General features: G+C 65.2%; 19 protein-coding genes. 10 read left to right on the top strand and 9 right to left on the bottom strand.

Going from position 1 to position 18,914, the window contains the following annotated elements; all coding sequences use genetic code 11:
• Positions 1 to 22: 22 nt before the first annotated feature.
• The 5 genes from GGC65_RS02020 (at position 23) to GGC65_RS02000 (ending at position 4,159) form a co-directional block, all read left to right on the top strand.
• On the top strand, positions 23 to 1,012 hold the full coding sequence (locus tag GGC65_RS02020; protein ID WP_192645633.1) for a threonine/serine dehydratase: 990 nt from the start codon (positions 23 to 25) through the stop codon (positions 1,010 to 1,012).
• Between the two features lie 53 nt (positions 1,013 to 1,065).
• Positions 1,066 to 1,515, top strand: a complete 450-nt coding sequence (locus tag GGC65_RS02015) for a hypothetical protein (RefSeq protein WP_192645632.1) — start codon at positions 1,066 to 1,068, stop codon at positions 1,513 to 1,515.
• A 122-nt stretch (positions 1,516 to 1,637) separates the two neighbouring features.
• Positions 1,638 to 2,855 carry a DUF3419 family protein gene (locus GGC65_RS02010; protein WP_192645631.1) on the top strand — a complete coding sequence of 406 codons (1,218 nt, stop codon included), beginning with the start codon at positions 1,638 to 1,640 and terminating at the stop codon, positions 2,853 to 2,855.
• A gap of 3 nt (positions 2,856 to 2,858) precedes the next feature.
• Entirely contained in the window at positions 2,859 to 3,518 is a 660-nt protein-coding gene (locus tag GGC65_RS02005; RefSeq protein ID WP_192645630.1) for a class I SAM-dependent methyltransferase, read from the top strand.
• A gap of 47 nt (positions 3,519 to 3,565) precedes the next feature.
• Positions 3,566 to 4,159 (top strand): GNAT family N-acetyltransferase, encoded by a 594-nt coding sequence (locus GGC65_RS02000; RefSeq protein WP_192645629.1) that lies wholly within the window; start codon positions 3,566 to 3,568, stop codon positions 4,157 to 4,159.
• A 2-nt stretch (positions 4,160 to 4,161) separates the two neighbouring features.
• On the opposite strand, the gene GGC65_RS01995 is transcribed toward GGC65_RS02000, so the two are convergent.
• The 5 genes from GGC65_RS01995 to murI form a co-directional block, all read right to left on the bottom strand.
• Positions 4,162 to 5,430, bottom strand: a complete 1,269-nt coding sequence (locus GGC65_RS01995) for a YceI family protein (RefSeq protein WP_192645628.1) — start codon at positions 5,428 to 5,430, stop codon at positions 4,162 to 4,164.
• Between the two features lie 90 nt (positions 5,431 to 5,520).
• Positions 5,521 to 5,670: a hypothetical protein gene (locus tag GGC65_RS01990; protein ID WP_192645627.1), complete on the bottom strand. Its 150-nt coding sequence runs from the start codon at positions 5,668 to 5,670 to the stop codon at positions 5,521 to 5,523.
• Positions 5,671 to 5,678: 8 nt separating this feature from the next.
• On the bottom strand, positions 5,679 to 6,368 hold the full coding sequence (locus GGC65_RS01985; RefSeq protein WP_192645626.1) for a nitroreductase family protein: 690 nt from the start codon (positions 6,366 to 6,368) through the stop codon (positions 5,679 to 5,681).
• On the bottom strand, positions 6,365 to 7,585 hold the full coding sequence (hemA, locus tag GGC65_RS01980) for a 5-aminolevulinate synthase (protein WP_192645625.1): 1,221 nt from the start codon (positions 7,583 to 7,585) through the stop codon (positions 6,365 to 6,367). Before hemA ends, GGC65_RS01985 begins: the two co-directional genes overlap by 4 nt.
• A gap of 152 nt (positions 7,586 to 7,737) precedes the next feature.
• Positions 7,738 to 8,544, bottom strand: coding sequence for a glutamate racemase (gene murI, locus GGC65_RS01975; protein WP_192645624.1), 807 nt, complete (start codon positions 8,542 to 8,544; stop codon positions 7,738 to 7,740).
• A gap of 121 nt (positions 8,545 to 8,665) precedes the next feature.
• Between murI and plsY the strand changes: the two genes are divergently transcribed.
• The 5 genes from plsY to GGC65_RS01950 all read left to right on the top strand — a co-directional run bounded on the left by plsY (position 8,666) and on the right by GGC65_RS01950 (position 15,906).
• Positions 8,666 to 9,268 (top strand): glycerol-3-phosphate 1-O-acyltransferase PlsY, encoded by a 603-nt coding sequence (gene plsY / locus GGC65_RS01970; protein WP_192645623.1) that lies wholly within the window; start codon positions 8,666 to 8,668, stop codon positions 9,266 to 9,268.
• Positions 9,265 to 10,350 carry a DNA-processing protein DprA gene (dprA, locus tag GGC65_RS01965; protein WP_192645622.1) on the top strand — a complete coding sequence of 362 codons (1,086 nt, stop codon included), beginning with the start codon at positions 9,265 to 9,267 and terminating at the stop codon, positions 10,348 to 10,350. The genes plsY and dprA overlap by 4 nt, the downstream gene beginning before the upstream one ends.
• A 115-nt stretch (positions 10,351 to 10,465) precedes the next feature.
• The gene (locus GGC65_RS01960; RefSeq protein ID WP_225940634.1) at positions 10,466 to 12,076 is read left to right on the top strand and encodes a vWA domain-containing protein; all 1,611 of its coding nucleotides are present in this window, start codon (positions 10,466 to 10,468) and stop codon (positions 12,074 to 12,076) included.
• Between the two features lie 84 nt (positions 12,077 to 12,160).
• The gene (gene topA, locus GGC65_RS01955) at positions 12,161 to 14,716 is read left to right on the top strand and encodes a type I DNA topoisomerase (RefSeq protein WP_192645621.1); all 2,556 of its coding nucleotides are present in this window, start codon (positions 12,161 to 12,163) and stop codon (positions 14,714 to 14,716) included.
• Positions 14,717 to 14,781: 65 nt separating this feature from the next.
• Entirely contained in the window at positions 14,782 to 15,906 is a 1,125-nt protein-coding gene (locus tag GGC65_RS01950; protein WP_192645620.1) for a lipase family protein, read from the top strand.
• 9 nt (positions 15,907 to 15,915) lie between these two features.
• On the opposite strand, the gene GGC65_RS01945 is transcribed toward GGC65_RS01950, so the two are convergent.
• From GGC65_RS01945 to lepB, 4 genes are read right to left on the bottom strand one after another with little or no spacing between them, the layout of a single operon-like run.
• Positions 15,916 to 16,356, bottom strand: a complete 441-nt coding sequence (locus GGC65_RS01945) for a hypothetical protein (RefSeq protein WP_192645619.1) — start codon at positions 16,354 to 16,356, stop codon at positions 15,916 to 15,918.
• Positions 16,357 to 16,369: 13 nt separating this feature from the next.
• Positions 16,370 to 17,263 carry a GTPase Era gene (era, locus tag GGC65_RS01940; protein ID WP_192645618.1) on the bottom strand — a complete coding sequence of 298 codons (894 nt, stop codon included), beginning with the start codon at positions 17,261 to 17,263 and terminating at the stop codon, positions 16,370 to 16,372.
• Entirely contained in the window at positions 17,260 to 17,940 is a 681-nt protein-coding gene (rnc, locus tag GGC65_RS01935) for a ribonuclease III (RefSeq protein WP_192645617.1), read from the bottom strand. The genes era and rnc overlap by 4 nt, the downstream gene beginning before the upstream one ends.
• Positions 17,937 to 18,830 carry a signal peptidase I gene (gene lepB / locus GGC65_RS01930; RefSeq protein ID WP_192645616.1) on the bottom strand — a complete coding sequence of 298 codons (894 nt, stop codon included), beginning with the start codon at positions 18,828 to 18,830 and terminating at the stop codon, positions 17,937 to 17,939. Before lepB ends, rnc begins: the two co-directional genes overlap by 4 nt.
• Positions 18,831 to 18,914: the final 84 nt, after the last annotated feature.

Genomic DNA, 18,914 nt, shown 5'->3' with positions numbered 1-18,914 from the left:
CCGCGCCCTATAGGACGAAGCCATGACAGAACAAAGCCCCGATCCCTTGCTGAACCCGAACCGCGCGCCCACGCTTGCAGGTGTCGAACGCGCCGCGGCGAAAGTCGCTGCATTGTTGCCGCAAACCCCACTGCTGCCGCTCGAGGTCGACGGCAGGACAGTGTGGTGCAAAGCCGAATGCCTGCAGCCCGTCGGCGCGTTCAAGATTCGCGGCGCTTGGCACCGGCTGACCGATCTCACACCCGAACAGGCGGCCGCAGGTGTCGTCGGCGTGTCGAGCGGCAATCACGCGCAAGGTGTCGCTTGGGCGGCGAAGCGGCTCGGGATCAAGGCGACGATCGTGATGCCGAGCAACGCGCCCGCGATGAAGCTCGCGGCGACGCGCCAACTGGGCGCCGAGGTGATACTATACGACCGCGTGACCGAATCGCGCGATGCCGTTGCTGCGAAACTGCTTTCCGAGCGTGGCGGCACACTCGTCCACGCCTATGGCGACCCTTGGATCATCGAGGGACAGGGCAGCGCCGGAACCGAAGCCAAAGCTCAGATGGCGGCGCGCGGCGTTGCCGCTCCCGACAAGGTTGTCGCCTGCTGCGGGGGCGGCGGGCTGTCGGCGGGGCTCGCGCTCGCACTGCCTGACGCCGAGATTATCGCGGTCGAGCCCGAAGGTTGGGACGATGTGACGCGCAGCCTTGCCGCCGGGGAAATCCTGTCGGTCGAAGACATGACCTATCCGACCGAGTGCGATGCGCTCCAGACGCCCGAAACCTGGCCGATCAACTTTGCCGTCCTGCAGGCGCGCGGCGTGAAGGGCGTCGCGGTAACGCGCAGCGAAGTGCGCGACGCGATGCGATTGGTGTTCGAGAAACTGCATCTCGTCGTCGAACCCGGCGGCGCGGCGGCGCTCGCGGCGGTGCTTGCGGGCAAGGTGTCGCTCACCGACGCGACGCTCGTCACCTTGTCGGGCGGCAACGTCGATCCGCTGAAGTTCGCTGAAATCATTACCGAATAGGCCGGCGGAAACTTATCCGCCGACGTGCGTTTGGACGGGGAAGGAGAAGCATGATGCAGAAGAGTGCAATTTTGGCGAGCGCCGCGGCGCTGGTGCTGCTGGCGGGCTGCGAAAAAGCCGAAGCGCCCGCGCCGGCACCCACTGATGCGACGACGACCGAGGTTCCGGTCGAGACCACCCCGCCTGATGGCGCCGAGGCGGCTGACCCCGCGACCGCGCCGCACCGCTTTGCAAGCTGGGCCGGCAAATGGACCGGGGTCGAAGGCATGTACGCCACGATCACCACCGCCGAGCCCGGCAAATACAAGCTCGAAATGCAGTCGGACCTCGACACCAAGGGGACCTATGACGGCGAGGACAGCGAGCATGGCATCAAGTTCAAGCGCGGAACCGAAGAGCTCAGCCTACGCCGCGGCAACGGCGATGAAACCGGCCTCAAATATCTTGCCGGCAAAAAGGAATGCCTGATCGTCAAGGAAGGCGAGGGTTACTGTCGCGACTGACGTTACGCCGGCGACACATCTTTTTGATGCTGTCGCCGGATTGTCATCGAACCGGCACGGGAATGGCATGAAAGCCTGTCATGGGCGGCCCCGGATCAACATTGTCCGGGGAACCCATTCGAATGGCAAGCCTACCTAATCGCAAGATCGCAGCCGCCGTCGTTCGCGAGGATGGCGAACAGAAGCAACGCCTGCTCGACCGCGCTTTTGCGCTGGCCTTCAAGGGCCTTGTCTACGCCCAGATCTGGGAAGATCCCGTCGTCGATATGGAGGCGCTGGCAATCGAGCCGGGCCATCGAATCGCGACGATCGCGAGCGGCGGCTGCAACGTCTTCTCTTACCTCGTCGCCGACCCGGCGGAGATCGTCGCGGTCGATCTCAACACTGCGCATGTCGCGCTGAACAACCTCAAGCGCGTCGCGATCCAGCGGCTGCCCGACCATACCAGCCTGCACCGCTTTTTCGCCGACGCCGACAATGAAGCGAATATCGCCGACTATCGCGCCTTCGTCCGCCCGCATCTCGACGAGACGAGCCGGCGCTATTGGGAAGGGCGCGACCTCGTCGGCCGGCGCCGCATCAACGGCTTCGCGCGCGGGCTCTACAAGCGCGGGCTGCTCGGCAATTTCATCGGGCTCGCGCACCTCGTCGCGCGAATGCATCGCATCGATCCACGCCAGTTCCTCGCGGCGAAAACGATCGAGGAACAGCGCGCGATCTTCGAGGAGAAACTCGCGCCCTTGTTCGACCGCAAATTCATCCGCTGGGTAACCGACCAGCGCTCGTCGCTGTTCGGGCTCGGCATCCCGCCCGCACAATATGATGCGCTCGCCGGCGGCAAGCCGATGGCCGACGTGCTCCGCGCGCGCCTCGAGAAGCTCGCGTGCGACTTCCCGCTCGAGGACAATTATTTCGCGCGGCAGGCGTTCGGGCGCGGTTATGGCAAGGGCCGGACGGCGTCATTGCCGCCCTATCTGCAGGCGGGCAATTACGACGCTGTCCGTGGGCGCGCCGAGCGAGTGACGATGCTCCACGCGAACATGACCGACATGCTCGCTGCAGCCGATGCGGCAAGCTTCGATCGCTATATCTTCCTCGACGCGCAGGACTGGATGAGCAACGCCCAACTGACCGCGCTGTGGAGCGAGGTCACGCGCACCGCACGCCCCGGCGCGCGCGTCCTGTTCCGTACCGCCGCCGAACCGAGCCTCCTGTCAGGCCGGCTTCCCGACGACCTGCTTGGGCGCTGGGATTATCGCGCGGCGGAGTCGCTCGATTACACGCGGCGCGACCGGTCGGCGATCTATGGCGGGGTTCATCTCTATATATTGAAAGACTGATCCATGACCGGGGGGGAGGGGCACGCCGAACTGATGGACGGCGTCTATCGCGGTCAGCGTCATATCTATGACCTGACGCGCAAATATTATCTGCTGGGTCGCGACCGGCTGATCGACGAACTGACGCCGCCAGTTGGCGGACATGTACTGGAGATCGGGTGCGGCACCGGGCGCAACCTGATCGCCGCCGCGCGTTGCTGGCCGGGCGCACATTTCCACGGGATCGACATTTCGGAAGAGATGTTGAAATCAGCGCGGGCCGCCATCGCGCGCGCGGGGCTGACCCGGCGCGTGACGGTCGCGCGCGGCGACGCGACCGGTTTCGACTCGAACGCCTTGTTCCGCATCAAAAGCTTCGACCGGATCTTCCAAAGCTACACCCTGTCGATGATCCCCGATTGGCAGGGCGCGATTCGCGAGGCGGTCGATCATCTTTCGGCTTACGGATCGCTGCATATCGTCGATTTCGGGCAGCAGGAGGAAATGCCCGACTGGTTTCGTGGTGTGCTGTTCGCGTGGCTCGCGCGCTTTCACGTCGAACCGCGCGCGCTGCTGGTCGAAGCCGCACGCGAGGCGGCGAACGACGCCGGCGCGCGTCTGGCGGTGACGCGGCTTTATCGCGGTTATGCCTGGGCGCTGCGGCTGGACAAACGCCCACGCTAGCCTTGCCAAGCGACGCGCCACCTGCTCCTTTGACGCGGGGAGGGGCGATGACCGACACTATTCAACAGGCAGGGCAGGCCGAACTGCCGGCGATTATCGAAACGCTGGCGCAGGCGTTCCAGACCGACCCGGCGCTATCGTGGATCTTGCCCGATCCCGTTCACCGGCAGCGTGCGCTGCGCAGCTTGTTTCATGTGTTGGCGCCCGCCGACCTGCGCGTCGGTGTCGCGCTGCGATCGGCGGGCGATGAGGCCGCGTCGCTCTGGCGTGCCCCCGGACGAGCGCATAGCGGCACGCTCGAATTCCTCCGCACGGTCATCCCGCTCGTCGCGACCTTCGGCGCCGCGCTGCCGCGCGGGCTGAAGGTGCAGGCCAGCATCGACGCGCACCGCCCCAAGGGGCATTTCTGGTATCTCCATTATGTCGGCGTGCGGCCTGAGCATCAGGGCAAGGGGCATGGCGGTCGGATCATCCGCGCCCAGACGGCGGTCGCCGACGCCAAGGAACTTCCCTGCTGGCTGGAGACGGCGACCCCCGAAAATGTGCCGCTGTACGAGCGGCTCGGCTTCGTCACGCAGGCCGAATGGGATCTGCCGGCCGGGGGGCCGCATTTCTGGGGAATGATGCGGCCGGCGCGCTGAGTTTATCGGACCGTCGGTTTGGACGCCGGGCGCGCCGCGTTGAAGGAAAAGGCGATATCGACCCCCGCCGCAATCGCATCGGTTGCGGCCCATTCGCCCTGACCGACGCCAAAGGCGGTACGGTCGATGCGCGCGGTGCCGGTCACGCGGGCTTTGTCGCCGTCGATGCGCAGCGTGAACCGCACGGTTGCCGGCTTGCTGACGCCGTGCAAGTCGAGTGTGCCGCGCGCCTCGTATCGGTCGCCGCCGAGATGGCGGATGTCGCGCGCAGCAAAGACCGCACTCGGGTGCGATCCGACATCGAAGAAATCGCTGCTCTTGAGCGAATCGTCGCGCTGCCCATCGCCGGTGTCGGCCGAGGCGAGGTCGACCGTGACGCGGATCATCGACTTGGCGAGCTCGTCCGGGCTGAAACGGATGACGGCGCGCCAGCGACTGAAGCGGCCGTCGACCGCTTCGCCATTCCAGCGTGCGGTGAAGCCGAGCCGTCCGCCTGAGGCGACCGTCCAGTCGGCGAGCGGCTGGGCCGTGTCTTCGGGCGCTTCCTCGTCCGCTTCGGCGGCAGCGGCTTCATCCTCCTTCGTGGTGGGCGCAACAACGGCCGTTGCGGGGGCCACGGTGGGCGTCGGCGATGCCTTCTCTGCGGGGGGCCGCGTCCGTTCCGGGTAGATCGTCTGGCCGGCGACAAAGGCCGCGCCAACGAGTGCCAGCGCGCCGATGGCCGCTCCTGTCGCCTTTCCGCGTGCAAAAGGGATCATCCGCTGGAGTTCGGGCTTGCCGAGCAGCCACTGATGACGCAGCGCACCGGCGATATGGAGTGCGAACAATCCGATCGCGAGCCACGCCATCGCGCCGTGGATCGATTCGGCTGGTTCGTGCCAGCTCCGGCCAACAGGCAGGTGCGGCCAGGGGACGATGCCATAAAGCAGCGTCGGCACCTGAACGCGCGCGGTCGAGACAAGCAGCCAGCCGGTGACCGGCCCGAGGATCATCACGAGATAGAAAAGCCAGTGCACCGTGCCGGCAAGCGCGCGCGTCCATGCCGGACCTTCGGATGCGGGCGGACGCGATGTGAACAGGCGCGCGGCGAGGCGCGCGAGACTGAGCAGCAGGATCGTGATGCCGACCGATTTGTGAAGCTGATAGCGTGCGAACAATTCGGGGCTGTTGTTCCCCTCGAGCGCCCAGCCCAGCGCGATCTGGAACGCCAGCAGCAATGCGATGAGCCAGTGAAGCGTGATGGCGGTGTAGCTATAACGCTGTGCTGGCATGACAATCTTTCGCGATGGGGAGAGGATTCGGACCCGATGCTATCGTATCGGCTCGATCTTGTCGAAGGGCGCGCGCCCCCTCTTCGGGTGTCAGATGAACGAAATGAGGAGCAGGATGATCGCAACGGGGACGATCACTGCGAGCCCCATGATGCACCCAATGCGCTCACGCCTGTTTGCAGGAACCCCGCTACCGGCGTCGATGACGAGGCCCAGCATCTCCAGCAGCTTCGCCAGCATTCGTAGGACTAATCGTCGAAACCGACGAACCGCACCGCCTCGTCGATACTCTTGCGGTTCGACACCACCGCATTCGCCGGGAAATCTGCATCGGGCCAGCCCATCGCGACGCAGATCATGATGACCTGATCGTCGGGGATGCGCGCATGTTCGCGCACGACGGGGCTTTGCATGATCCCTTGGCTGTTGATGACGCAGCCGAGCCCGCGCGACCATGCGGCATTGACCAGCGCGTTCGTCACCGCGCCGCAATCGAACGGCGCGATGTCGCTGCCGAGCAGCACGCGGTCGTAAGTGACGACGATGCTGACCGGCGCATCGAACTGGCGAAAGCCGCGCAGCACCCAATCCTGCCGCGCATCCTTGTCGTCGCGCGCGATGCCCATCGCGCCGAACAATTGCTTGGCGATCTCGATTTGGCGACCGCGGTGATCGTCGGCGATGCCGTCGAAGCGGCGGAATTCGCGGCTGTCGGGTTTGCCCGCGAGTATGCCCTCGGTGTTGCCTCGACGGATCGCTGCGAGCGGCTCACCGGTGACAACCGAGAAATTCCAGCACTGGTTGTTGAACGAAGAGGGCGCGCGCATCGCGACCTCGAGGATCTCGGCGATAAGCGCTTTGGGAACACGCTTGTCGAGGAAGCCGCGGATCGAGCGGCGTCCGACGACGACGTCATCGTAACGGGGTGCTTCCGTCACGCGGCCTTCTGAAGCTGGAGTTCGAGCCGATCCCAGATTTCGACGAGCGCTTCGGTCAGCTCGCGCATCATCGCCTCGTCATGCGCCGGGCCCGGCGTGAAACGCAGGCGTTCGGTGCCGCGCGGCACGGTCGGGAAATTGATCGGCTGCACATAGACGCCATATTCGGCAAGAAGGATGTCGCTGATCTTCTTCGCGCGCACCGGATCGCCGACCATCAGCGGGACGATATGCGTCGTCGAATCCATCACCGGAAGGCCGGCGTCGCGGAAGCTCTGCTTGAGATAAGCCGCGGCGTCCTGCTGCGCGTCGCGCTCGACGCTCGACGCCTTGAGGTGCCGGACGCTCGCGAGCACGCCCGCGACGAGCACCGGCGACAGGCTGGTCGTGAAGATGAAGCCGGGCGCGTAAGAACGGATCACGTCGATGATATTCTTGTTGGCGGCGATATAGCCGCCCATCACGCCGAACGCCTTGCCCAGCGTGCCCTCGATGATCGTCACGCGGCTCGCGGCCTCGTCGCGGTCGGTGATGCCGCCGCCGCGCGGGCCATACATGCCGACAGCATGGACTTCGTCGCAATAGGTGAGCGCGTTATATTTGTCGGCGAGGTCGCAGATCGCGTGGATCGGGGCGACATCGCCATCCATCGAATAGACGCTTTCGAACGCGATCAGCTTCGCCGCGTCGGGATCGTCGGCGGCGAGCAGTTCCTCGAGATGCGCGAGGTCGTTGTGGCGCCACACGCGCTTCTCGCAACCCGAGTTGCGGATACCCGCGATCATCGACGCGTGATTGAGTTCGTCCGAATAGATGATGCAGTTCGGCAGCAGCTTGCCGAGTGTCCCGAGCGTCGCTTCGTTCGAGATATAGCCCGATGTGAAGAGCAGCGCGCCTTCCTTGCCGTGGAGGTCGGCGAGTTCATGCTCGAGGTCAACGTGATAATGCGTGTTGCCGCCGATGTTGCGCGTGCCGCCCGAGCCGGCGCCGACGTCGTGCAGCGCCTCTTCCATCGCGGCGATGACCTTGGGGTGCTGCCCCATCGCGAGATAGTCGTTCGAGCACCAGACGGTGATCGGCTTCGGCCCGTTATGGCCGGCGAAGCAGCGTGCGTTCGGAAAGGCGCCCTTGTTGCGGAGGATGTCGATGAAGACGCGGTAGCGTCCTTCTTCGTGCAGCCGGTCGATGGCCCGAGCGAAAATATCGTTATAGTTCACGTTTAAGCCCCGCAGTCAGGTGCCTGTTCAGGTCTTTGGGCGCCGCTCCCTCCGGCGGCACTTAACAGCGGCCCAATAACGCCGAATCTGGCTGAAATCCAGTGCGAACGATTCGCAATTTATAGGACAAATTGTCCTAACAAATTGCCCTGTCAGATCGTCTCGATCGTCCCGATCCCGTAGGACGCGAGCGCCGCAAGCGGTGGCGGCGGGCGGTCTTCGCTGCGGGTGAAGACGGCGATGCCCGGCGATGCTGCATCGGGCCAAGCCTGGCCGGCGGTCAAATGCGCGATGCGCCGCGCGATCCCCGCCGCACCGTCGATCAGCCGGACACCCGGTCCGACGGCCGCCTGCAACTCCTGCTCCAGCAAGGGAAAATGGGTGCAGGCAAGGACGATGACATCCATCGCGTCGCCGCCCGGCTGGTCGCGCAGCCCCGCAACAGCGCGCGCGATGACTGCGGGGTCGATCGTTTCGCCGCGCAGCTTGGCCTCGGCACCGGTGACGAGGCCGGGGCTGCCGTGGCGCAGCACGATCTTGCCGTCGGCGAACTTCGCGCTGAGATCGTCGACATAGGGCTGGCGTACCGTCGCCTCGGTCCCCAGCACCCCGATGACGCCGCTTTTGGTGAGTTCGGCGGCGGGCTTAATCGCGGGGACCGTGCCGACGATCGGCAGGTCGAGCGCAGCGCGGACATGCGCGAGCGCTATGGTGGAAGCAGTGTTGCACGCGATCACCGCGAGCCGCGGCTGGTAGCGTTCGACGAGGCGCCCGAGCAGCGCCGGAACGCGCGCGGCAAGCTCGGCTTCGCTTTTCTGGCCGTAAGGCAGCCCGGCATAGTCCGCAGCATAGACGATCGGCGCAGTCGGCAGCAGCGCACGCGTCGGCCCCAGCACGGTGAGCCCGCCAAGGCCGCTATCGAAGAACAGGATGGGCGCATCGGGGGCAGGGGCGTTCATTCGCGTCGCCTAGCAGGCACGGGCGGCCGCTATCAAATCCATTTTGGCGGTCACGCCGTCCTAATCGATTGATTGCGTCGCCCAACATCGCCACAACGGGCTCGAACGGAGCGGGGTTTTCATGACGATTTTTTTGCTGGTCGCCGTCGGCTATCTTCTCGGCTCGATCCCCTTTGGCATCATCCTGACGCGCCTCTTCGGCGCCGGAGATCTGCGCCAGATCGGCTCGGGCAATATCGGCGCCACCAATGTGCTGCGCACCGGGCGCAAGGGGCTGGCGGCAGCGACGCTGATCCTCGACGGCGCGAAGGGCGCGGTCGCGGTTTTGCTTGCGCGGCATTTCGTGCCCGAACTTGGCGAGCATGCCGCCATGATCGCGGGCGCGGCGGCGATGATCGGGCATTGCTACCCGGTCTGGCTTAACTTCCGTGGCGGCAAGGGCGTCGCGACTTTGCTCGGCCTCGCGCTTGCGCTCGCCTGGCCGATCGGTCTCGTGTTTGCCGTGGCGTGGCTTGGTGCAGTGCTGCTCCTTCGCATATCGTCGCTGGGCGGGATGCTGGGCGCGATCTCGGCCCCGATTGCGGCGTTGGCGTTGGGTTATCCGGTCTATGCGATCGGTCTCGCGGGGCTCGCGGTGGTCGTGCTGTGGCGGCACCGCGAAAATATCGCGCGGCTGCGCGCCGGGACCGAGCCGCGCATCGGCGGAAAGAAAGAAACCGCGTGACGCACGCCGAACGGCTGGCACGGCTGCGGTTGATCCGCACGCCGCACGTCGGTCCGGTGAGCTGGCACCAGCTGATGTCGCGCTTCGGATCGGGCGAAGCCGCGCTCGATGCGCTTCCCGACCTCGTACTGCGCGGCGGGGCAGGGAAGGCCCGCATCGCGCCCGTAGAGGTCGCCGAGCGCGAACTGGAGCGCGTGGCGCAATTGGGCGCCCGCCATATTTTCAGCGACGATGATGATTATTCGCCGATGTTGCGCGAGGTCGAGGGGGCGCCGCCTGTCGTCGTCGTCCGCGGCGACACCGCGATGCTGAGGCGGCCGTGCGTCGCGATCGTTGGCGCGCGCAACGCCTCGGCGATCGCATGCCGCTTCGCGCGCCAGCTCGCCGCCGACCTCGCCGCGCGCAATGTGACGGTGGTCAGCGGGCTCGCCCGCGGGGTCGACACCGCGGCGCATATCGGCGCGCTCGGCGGATCGACCGTCGGCGTCATCGCGAGTGGGATCGACATCGCCTTTCCGCCCGAGAACACCGCGTTGCAGGAAAAGATCGCGAGCGACCAGCTGCTGATCGCCGAACAACCGCCGGGGACCGAACCGCTCGCGCGTCATTTTCCGTCGCGCAACCGCATCATCGCCGGGCTCGCGCACGGGACGGTGGTGATCGAGGCGGCGCCCAAATCGGGATCGCTGATCACTGCACGGCGTGCTGGCGATTATGGGCGCGAGGTGATGGCGGTGCCGGGTTCGCCGCTCGATCCGCGCGCGCAAGGGTGCAATTTGCTGATCCGCGAGGGCGCAACATTGGTTCAGACGATCGACGATGTGATGGAAGCAGTCGGGCCGATCGATGCGCGGATGGTGCGCGAACCGGTGCAGCACTACGCCGCCGCTCCGACGCCTGCGGACGCAGGCGATGGCGAGCGCCGGTCGCTCATCGACCTGCTCGGGCCGACCCCCGTCGCCGTCGACGAACTCGTACGACAGTCGGGGCAGGCGGCGGCGACGGTGCAGCTCGTCCTGCTCGAACTCGAGCTAGCGGGCCGCGTCGAGCGCCATGCGGGGGCAAAAATTTCGCTCGTGTGATGGCGCGCACTGACGACTGACTACCGATAATCCAACGCCTCATCGCGGTTCAGCCACGGTTCAGCGGCCAAGTCACAGGCAAATGATATTGTGTCACATGGTGGGGAGTTTGATGATGCGAAGCCGGTTTCTGACGGGTGTCACGATGGTTGCGGTGCTGGCTTCGGCGCCCGCGCCAACCCCGTTCGCCATGGCACACAGCGTGCCCGCCCCCGACCAGGGCTTCTGTCGCAACGCCGGACCCTTGCCCCAGCTCGACCCCGAGGTGCGGCCACAGCCGCAGCAGGTGCACAGCAGTATCAAGACGCGGGGAAGCGAGAAACACGATCGCGAAGAGACGATGGCGGTCGAGCCTGCCCCTCCGCCACCGCCGCCACCTCCTCCGCCCCCTCCGCCGATGGCCCCGCCACCACCGTCCTATGCCGACGACGGCGCTGATGTGGTCGTGACAGGATCACGAGCGGGCACCAGCTCCAGCGACGCCGCTGCCGAGGCGCCGCCGCCGCCACCCGCGTCTGCTGCGCCGGCTCCGGGTTCGTCTTCGGATTTTGCTCGCGTCAGCCCGGGCATCGTCCCGCCGCGCCCCTATCCGCGGCCGCAACCGCAATCGGGCATATTGACCGCCGGCGAACATGACGATTTGCTCAATCCCGAGCTTTACGCTTCCTATGTTAATCGCAGCGGCGATCTGGGGCAGGAGGTACAGAGCTTGCCGCGCGTCGACACGACGCGCGTCGTGACGGTGAAGGTCAACGACCGCAGCGGCCAGCCGATCCCCTTCGCCGATGTGGTCGTGACGTGCAGCGACGGCAACAGCATCACGATGGCGACGCAGGCCGACGGCAGCGCAGTCTTCTTCCCAGGCCTCGACCGGCTGAGCGAGCGGATCACCGTGTCGGCGCGCAAGGCCGGACGCACAATCGCCGACGCGCGCCCGGTACTCGTCTCCAATGCCGCGGGCGGGCAGGTCGTCGGCCTCACCGCAAGCCAATCGGCGACGAAAGCGACCAAGCTCGACCTGATGCTCGTCGTCGACACGACCGGCAGCATGGGTGACGAGATCAATTACCTGCAGGCCGAACTCCGCTCGATCATCGGGGCGATCACGGCGAAGCACCGCGACCTCGATATCCGGATCGGTTTCGTCTTCTACCGCGACCTTGGCGACGACTATGTGACGCGAACGATCGCTTTCGATCGGGACATCGGCCGCGTACAGGGCGCGTTGGCGCAGCAGGATGCGAACGGCGGCGGCGACTATCCCGAAGCGATGGATCAGGCGATGATCCGCGCGGTCGGGCAGGACTGGCGTCCCGACGCAGTGAAGTCGTTGCTGCTCGTCGCCGACGCGCCGCCGCATGACGACAAGTTCGGACGGACGTGGCAAGCCGCCGAGGCGGCGCGTGCGAAGCGCATCCACATCACCCCCGTCGCGGCGTCGGGCGTCGCCGACAAGGCCGAATATGCGATGCGCGCGATGGCGGCGGCGACCCAGTCGCGCTATTTGTTCCTGACCGACGACAGCGGGGTCGGCAATCCGCACGCGCCGCCGGCGATCGATTGTTATCTGGTAACCAAACTCGATGCGCTCGTCCGCCGCGTGATCGACAGCCAGATCAGCGGCCGCCGGATCGAGCCCGACGACAACGAAATCATCCGCAGCGTCGGCAAATATGATGCCGGCAAATGCATCCTGCCCGCCGATTTCAAATGGCAGAATGGATAAGAAAAAATCCGGCTTGACGGAATCAAGCTATCCCCGCCACCCTCGCGCGTACATGTGAGAGCCGGTGACGGGGATAGTTTTTTAATGCAATTGGTAATTGTGGAATCGCCTGCAAAGGCGAAAACGATCGAGAAATATCTCGGTCGCGACTTCAAGGTTCTGGCCAGCTATGGCCATGTCCGCGACCTGCCGCCCAAGGACGGTTCGGTCGATCCCGACGACGGCTTCGCGATGCAATGGCAGCTGTATCCCGACAAGACGAAGCGAATGAAGGAAATCCAGGACGCGGCGAAGGGCGCCGATCGACTGATCCTCGCGACTGACCCTGATCGCGAGGGCGAGGCGATCAGCTGGCACGTGCAGGAATTGCTGCGCAGCAAGAAGGCGCTGCCGGCGTCGGTCGATCGCGTGACGTTCAACGCGATCACCAAGCAGGCGGTGACCGATGCGATGGCGCATCCGCGCGAGCTCGATACCGACCTGATCGACGCCTACCGCGCGCGCCGTGCGCTTGACTATCTCGTCGGCTTCACCCTGTCGCCGGTGCTTTGGCGCAAGCTGCCCGGCGCCAAATCGGCGGGCCGTGTCCAGTCGGTCGCGCTGCGCCTCGTCGTCGAACGCGAGCGCGAGATCGAGGCCTTTGTTGCGCAGCAATATTGGTCGGTGACGGGGCTGTTCGAAATGGGCGGTACGCCGTTCAAGGCGCGGCTTTCCCGTTGGAAGGGCGACAAGATCGAGCGCCTCTCGATCACAAACGAGGCCGATGCGCGCGCCGCCGAGGCCGATGTGAAGGCGGGCCATTTCACCGTCGATACGGTCGAGACCAAGCCGCTGACGCGCAATCCGCCGCCGCCCTTCACCACCTCGACGTTGCAGCAGGAAGCGGCGCGCAAGCTCGGCTTCTCGGCGAGCCACACGATGCGCATCGCGCAGGCGCTCTATGAGGATGGCGCGATCACATACATGCGTACCGACGGTGTCCAGATGGACGGCAGCGCGATCAGCGCCGCGCGCAAGGCGATCGCGACGCGCTACGACGGCGGCTATGTCCCCGACCAGCCGCGCCAGTATCAGACCAAGGCGAAGAATGCGCAGGAAGCGCATGAGGCGATCCGCCCGACCGATTTTTCGAAGGACAAGGCGGGCAGCGGCGATCATGCGCGGTTGTACGAGCTGATCTGGAAGCGTGCGCTCGCGAGCCAGATGGCGTCGGCACGGCTCGAACGCACGAGTGTCGATCTTTCCGACGGCACGGGCAAGACGGTGATGCGGGCGACCGGGCAGGTCGTGAAATTCCCCGGCTTCCTCGCGCTATACGACGAAAGCCGCGACGATGCCGGCGACGATGACGATGCGCGCCTGCTGCCCGCGATGGCAAAGGGCGATGCGCCGGCGAAAACCGGCGTCGAGGTCGAGAGCCACGAGACCCAGCCGCCGCCGCGCTATTCGGAAGCGAGCCTCGTCAAGAAGATGGAGGAACTCGGCATCGGGCGTCCGTCGACCTATGCGTCGATCCTGCAGGTGCTGAAGGACCGCGCCTATGTGACGGTCGAGAAGAACCGCTTTATCCCCGAGGAAAGCGGGCGGCTGCTGACGGCGTTCCTCGAGCGCTTCTTCGAACGTTATGTCGGCTACGACTTCACCGCCGGGCTCGAGGAAGAACTCGACGATGTGTCGGGTGGCCGCGCGCAGTGGCAGGCGGTGCTCGAACGTTTCTGGCGCGATTTCAAGCCGCGCACCGGCGAGGTGATGGAGCAGAAGCCGTCGGAGATCACCGCGGCGCTCGACGAGTTTCTCGGCCCCTATCTCTTCCCCGACAAAGGTGACGGCAGCGACCCGCGCCTCTGCCCCAACTGCGGTACCGGGCGGCTCGCGCTGCGCGGCGGCAAGTTCGGGCCGTTCATCGCATGCAGCAATTACCCCGACTGCAAATTCACGCGAAAGTTCGCGCAGCCGGGTGGCAGCGATGCTGGCGATACCGGGCCGGAAACGCTTGGTGCCGATCCCGACAGCGGGCTGGAAGTGACGAAACGCAGCGGACGGTTCGGCCCCTATGTCCAGCTCGGCGACGGTAAGGAGGCAAAACGTTCGTCGATCCCGAAGGACATCCCGGGCGAGGATTTCGACTTCGACTATGCGCTGCGGCTTCTGAGCCTGCCGCGCGAGGTCGGCGTGCATCCCGAAAGCGGCAAGCCGATCATGGCGGGGCTGGGGCGCTATGGCCCCTATCTGCTCCACGACGGCAAATATGCGAAGCTCACCGGCACCGCCGAAATCTTCGACATCGGCATGAACGCCGCGGTCGTGCGCATTGCCGAGGCCGCGGCGGGCGGCGGGCGTGGGCGGACCAAGGCCGAACCGCTCAACACCTTCGGCCCGCATCCGACGAGCGGCGGCGAGATGAAGCTGATGGAAGGGCGCTTTGGCCCTTACGTGACCGATGGGACGACCAACGCGACGCTGCCCAAGACCGCCGACCCCGCAACGCTCACGCTCGAAGAGGCGATCGCGCTGATCGATGCGCGCGCCGCGAAGGGACCGGCGAAGGGCAAGAAAAAGGCGGCGCCGAAGAAAAAGGCTCCAGCGAAAAAGCCTGCGGCCAAGAAGGCGCCGGCAAAGAAGAAGGCTGCCGCCGAATAGCGTTAACGCGCGGCGTTTGCGCCGTAGAAGAGCCGTGATAGGGTGGCGCATCGGGAGGTCTTTCGATGCGCCATTTCTATGCCGTGATCCTGCTCGCCATCCTGTCCGCGCTGTCACCGCCCGCTGCGGCACAGCCGACCCGCTATCTGATCTCGGCGCAACCGATGACCGATACGCCGCCCGGCACGCAGGCGTGGCGCGTGCAATATTGGACGACGAACGGCAGCGGCCAGCGCCTTGCCGTCACCGGCATCGTCGCGGCGCCGATGGAGGCGATCCCGCCGCGTCCGCGCCGAGTGATCGCCTGGACGCATGGCGCATGGGGCGTCGCCGAGAAATGTGCGCCATCGCTTAGCCCGAACTTCTTCGAATATTCCGCCGGGATGAACGCCGTTCGCAACGGCTATGTCGTGGTCGCGCCCGATTATATCGGCCTGGCCAGCCCGACGATGCATCCGTTTCTCGTCGGGCATGACACCGCAAACGCCGTGCTCGATGCCGTGCGCGCGGCGCGCGAAATCCCGGGCGCGGCGGCGGGGAGCAGCTTTGCCGTCTGGGGGGAATCGCAAGGCGGCCACGCCGCACTTTGGACTGCGATATCGGCGCGCAGCTACGCGCCCGACCTCACGCTCGTCGGCACCGCCGCGGCGGCGCCCCCGACCGACCTTGGCGCGAATCTCGCGCAAGGAAGCGACAAAAATGCCCGTGCGCTGCTCCTGTCTTTCGCGCTGCATAGCTGGTCGACGCTCTACGGCTTCTCGCTCGACAGCATCACCAACCGTACCAATCAGGGCATTATTCGCCGGCTGTCGGAGAATAATTGCGTGAGCTTCAACAAGAAGCCGAAGCTCGGCACGATCCTCGGCATCCTGACCATCGCCCGCGCGACGAAGAACAAGGATATTGCGAGGATCGAACCCTTCGCCTCGTTCGAGCGCACCAACAGCGTCGATCCCGCGCGCGTGCCGGGGCCATTGCTCATCGCGCAGAGCAGCAAGGACACGATCGTCGCAGCCCCGGTGACACGCAAGTTCGCGAAGGCGGTGTGCAAACGCGGCACCCCGACGCGCTGGATCGACATGACCGGCGATCATGGCGCGAGTGCGAAGGACAGCGCGCAGGAAACGATCGGATGGATCACCTCACGCTTCGACGGCAACGCGCCGCCGAATGATTGCCGGCGGATTTAGCGAACGACGCTAATCGAACGCCCGCGGGTCGACGGTCTCCTTCGCGAACCAGGCCCGAGCATCGGGACGGAACAGGAAAACGATCGAAACGGCGGTCAGCGCCGTACTGACCAGCGAAATAGCAAGCGCAAAACCGCTGGGTGACAACGGGTCATTGATCGACGTCAACGTCGACACGACCCCAAATCCCATAACCACGACGTAGATCCATTTCGCGACATTATTTGCCCGCCGTGAGATCAGATACCAGAGGAGGAAGCTGAGCGCGAAACCGAAGGCCAGAGCAAGGCCAACGGCGATTACCGCGATGTCAACCGAGCCTGAGAGGAGCGGATCCTTCTTCAAGCCGTCGACGACAGTCGTCCAATGGAAAACCATGCCACCGATTCCCAAAAGGATCGATGCCCAGAAGCTGCGCTCGAAATTGATGATGGATATTGGACGCCCCATATTGTCTCCCCCGTCAGTCGACCCAATCAAGCCCCATGTCGCGATAGACGCCGCGGTCCTCGTCCCAGTTCGCCTTGACCTTCACATGCAGGAACAGGTGGACCTTGCGGCCGAGCAATTCGGTCAACTCGGCGCGCGACCTGCTACCGATTTCCTTGATGCGCTCGCCCTTGTGGCCGAGGATGATCGCGCGCTGATTGTCGCGCGCGACGAGGATTTGCTGATGGATTTCGGCGCTGCCGTCGGGACGCGTCGAGAATTTCTCGGTCTCGACGGTCGACTGGTACGGCAGTTCTTCGTGAAGTTGGCGATAGAGCTGCTCGCGCGTGATCTCGGCGGCAAGCATGCGCTCGGGCGCGTCGCTGACCTCGTCCTCGGGGAAATGCCACGGTCCCTCGGGCATCAGCTTCGCCAGATGCGCCTTGAGTTCGGGCACGCCATCGCCGCTGCTCGCCGAAATGAAGAAGGTTTCGTCGAACGCGACCCGGCTGTTGAGCTCGGTCGCGATCGTTAGCAGCTTGTCTTTCTTGGTCAGGTCGACCTTGTTCAGCACCAGATATTTCTTCTCGGGGCGGTTCGCGATGCCTTCGAGCACGCGCTCGACGCGGCCCGTCAGCTTCGCCGCGGCATCGACCATGACGAGGATTGCTTCGGCTTCTTCAAGGCTTCCCCAAGCGGCCGCGACCATCGCGCGGTCGAGCCGGCGCGTCGGCGCGAAGATACCGGGCGTGTCGATCAGGATGATCTGCGTCTCGCCGTCCATCGCGACGCCCATCAGCCGCGTCCGCGTCGTCTGCGCCTTCGGGCTGACGATCGCGACCTTCTGGCCGACGAGCGCGTTGACGATCGTCGATTTGCCCGCGTTGGGCGCGCCGACGACGGCGACAAATCCGCAACGGTGGGTCATTCCTTTATTCCTTCAAGTTCGGCGAGCAATGCCGCCGCCGCGGCCTTTTCGGCCGCCTGTTTGCTCGTGCCCTCGGCCTCGGCGCGCGCTAGCTTGCCGACGGTCACGGCAACACGAAAGCGCGGCGAATGATCGGGTCCTTCGCGCGATACGATCTCATATTCGGGCGGGCGTCGCTTGCGGGCAAGCGCCCATTCCTGCAGCGCCGCTTTCGGATGCTTGGGTGCCGCCTGCTGCCCGTCGATCATCTCGCCCCAATGGGTCAGGATGAACTGACGCGCCGCATCGGCGCCCTTGTCGAGCCAGAGCGCACCGATCAGGGCTTCCATCGCATCGGCGGCGATATTGTCGCTATAGCGCCCGCCGTCGTTACGCGCCTGCGCCCCGAAGCGGATAAGCGCCGTCAGGTCGAGCTTGCGCGCGACCGTCGCACAGGTCGCGCCCGACGCAAGGACGTGCAGCCGCGACGACATTTCGCCTTCGCTCGCGGCAGGAAAGCGCGTGTAGAGTTCGGACGCGATGACGAGGCCGAGCACGCGATCGCCGAGAAATTCGAGCCGCTGGTAATCCGCGCGCCCGGTACTGCCGTGCGTCAGCGCCAGATCATAGAGCGCCGGATCGCCCGGAGCGCCGCCGATGATGCCGGCAAGCGCTCCGGTGTCGAGTGGATCGTTCAAAAACCGTCCCCGATGCGTTCCCAGCGCGCTGCGGTGAACCAGCTGATCGGGTTGATCCAGCTCGCCGATCCGTCGGTCGAGAACATGCCGACCAGCGCGTGGCCGACGAGGTTTTCCTCTGGTACCAGGCCGATACCCTGGTTCTCCATCGCGGGGAAGCGGCTGTCGGCGCTGCGGTCGCGGTTATCGCCCATCAGGAACAAATGACCTTCGGGCACGACGACGAGCGGGGTATTGTCCTCGGCGATCGTCGTGATGTCGAGGATGTTATAGCTTTTGCCGCTCGGCAGCGTCTCGCGGAACTGCTTGTAGCGGCACTGGCGCTGGCCGTCGGCGGCGATTTCTTCGAACTCGGGCGAATAGCAGGGCAGGGTGCCCGTCATGCGCGAGGCTTCGACCATGTTCGGGGTTACCGGAATGACGAAATCGGCAATGGCTTCGCGCTTCAGCGGTTTGCCGTTGAGCCAGACGATGCCGTCCTTCACCTGCACGCTGTCGCCAGGCAGGCCGATCACGCGCTTGATATAGTCATTGTCGGCAACCGGCGGCGCCTTGAATACGACGACGTCGCCGCGTTCGGGCGTGCGCGCGAAAATACGGCCGGGGATCAGTGGAACGCTGAACGGCAGGCTATATTTCGAATAGCCATAGGCCATCTTGTTCACGAGCAGATAGTCGCCGATCAAAAGCCGCGGCTGCATCGATTCCGACGGGATGTTAAACGGCGACAGGAAAAAGCTGCGGAAAATCAACACCGCGATCGCGAGCAGCGCGAGGAAACGGACGGTGTCGACCGCCTCTTCCTTGGCGGACGCGGGGGCCGGAGTGGGGGACGACGGCGCCGGGCCGTTCGGGGGCGTCACATCGGCGGTAAAGCTGGCTTGGGTCATGTCGCGCATTGGCGATGAATAGGTTGCCACGTCAAGCAAATATCGGTGGACGACACTGGCGCGCGGGTGGCGGCAGGCCTAGAG

Origin of the sequence: Sphingopyxis sp. OAS728, assembly GCF_014873485.1 — a bacterium.
Taxonomy (GTDB): domain Bacteria; phylum Pseudomonadota; class Alphaproteobacteria; order Sphingomonadales; family Sphingomonadaceae; genus Sphingopyxis.
This window is presented reverse-complemented; position numbering and strand designations above follow the sequence as displayed.

What these genes read in the sequence shown, in the direction of transcription:
- GGC65_RS02020 (WP_192645633.1), top strand. Translation starts at nt 23, where the DNA reads ATGACAGAACAAAGCCCCGATCCCTTGCTGAACCCGAACCGCGCGCCC.
- GGC65_RS02015 (WP_192645632.1), top strand. Translation starts at nt 1,066, where the DNA reads ATGCAGAAGAGTGCAATTTTGGCGAGCGCCGCGGCGCTGGTGCTGCTG.
- GGC65_RS02010 (WP_192645631.1), top strand. Translation starts at nt 1,638, where the DNA reads ATGGCAAGCCTACCTAATCGCAAGATCGCAGCCGCCGTCGTTCGCGAG.
- GGC65_RS02005 (WP_192645630.1), top strand. Translation starts at nt 2,859, where the DNA reads ATGACCGGGGGGGAGGGGCACGCCGAACTGATGGACGGCGTCTATCGC.
- GGC65_RS02000 (WP_192645629.1), top strand. Translation starts at nt 3,566, where the DNA reads ATGACCGACACTATTCAACAGGCAGGGCAGGCCGAACTGCCGGCGATT.
- GGC65_RS01995 (WP_192645628.1), bottom strand. Translation starts at nt 5,430, where the DNA reads ATGCCAGCACAGCGTTATAGCTACACCGCCATCACGCTTCACTGGCTC.
- GGC65_RS01990 (WP_192645627.1), bottom strand. Translation starts at nt 5,670, where the DNA reads ATGCTGGCGAAGCTGCTGGAGATGCTGGGCCTCGTCATCGACGCCGGT.
- murI (WP_192645624.1), bottom strand. Translation starts at nt 8,544, where the DNA reads ATGAACGCCCCTGCCCCCGATGCGCCCATCCTGTTCTTCGATAGCGGC.
- plsY (WP_192645623.1), top strand. Translation starts at nt 8,666, where the DNA reads ATGACGATTTTTTTGCTGGTCGCCGTCGGCTATCTTCTCGGCTCGATC.
- GGC65_RS01960 (WP_225940634.1), top strand. Translation starts at nt 10,466, where the DNA reads ATGCGAAGCCGGTTTCTGACGGGTGTCACGATGGTTGCGGTGCTGGCT.
- topA (WP_192645621.1), top strand. Translation starts at nt 12,161, where the DNA reads ATGCAATTGGTAATTGTGGAATCGCCTGCAAAGGCGAAAACGATCGAG.
- GGC65_RS01950 (WP_192645620.1), top strand. Translation starts at nt 14,782, where the DNA reads ATGCGCCATTTCTATGCCGTGATCCTGCTCGCCATCCTGTCCGCGCTG.
- GGC65_RS01945 (WP_192645619.1), bottom strand. Translation starts at nt 16,356, where the DNA reads ATGGGGCGTCCAATATCCATCATCAATTTCGAGCGCAGCTTCTGGGCA.
- era (WP_192645618.1), bottom strand. Translation starts at nt 17,263, where the DNA reads ATGACCCACCGTTGCGGATTTGTCGCCGTCGTCGGCGCGCCCAACGCG.
- lepB (WP_192645616.1), bottom strand. Translation starts at nt 18,830, where the DNA reads ATGACCCAAGCCAGCTTTACCGCCGATGTGACGCCCCCGAACGGCCCG.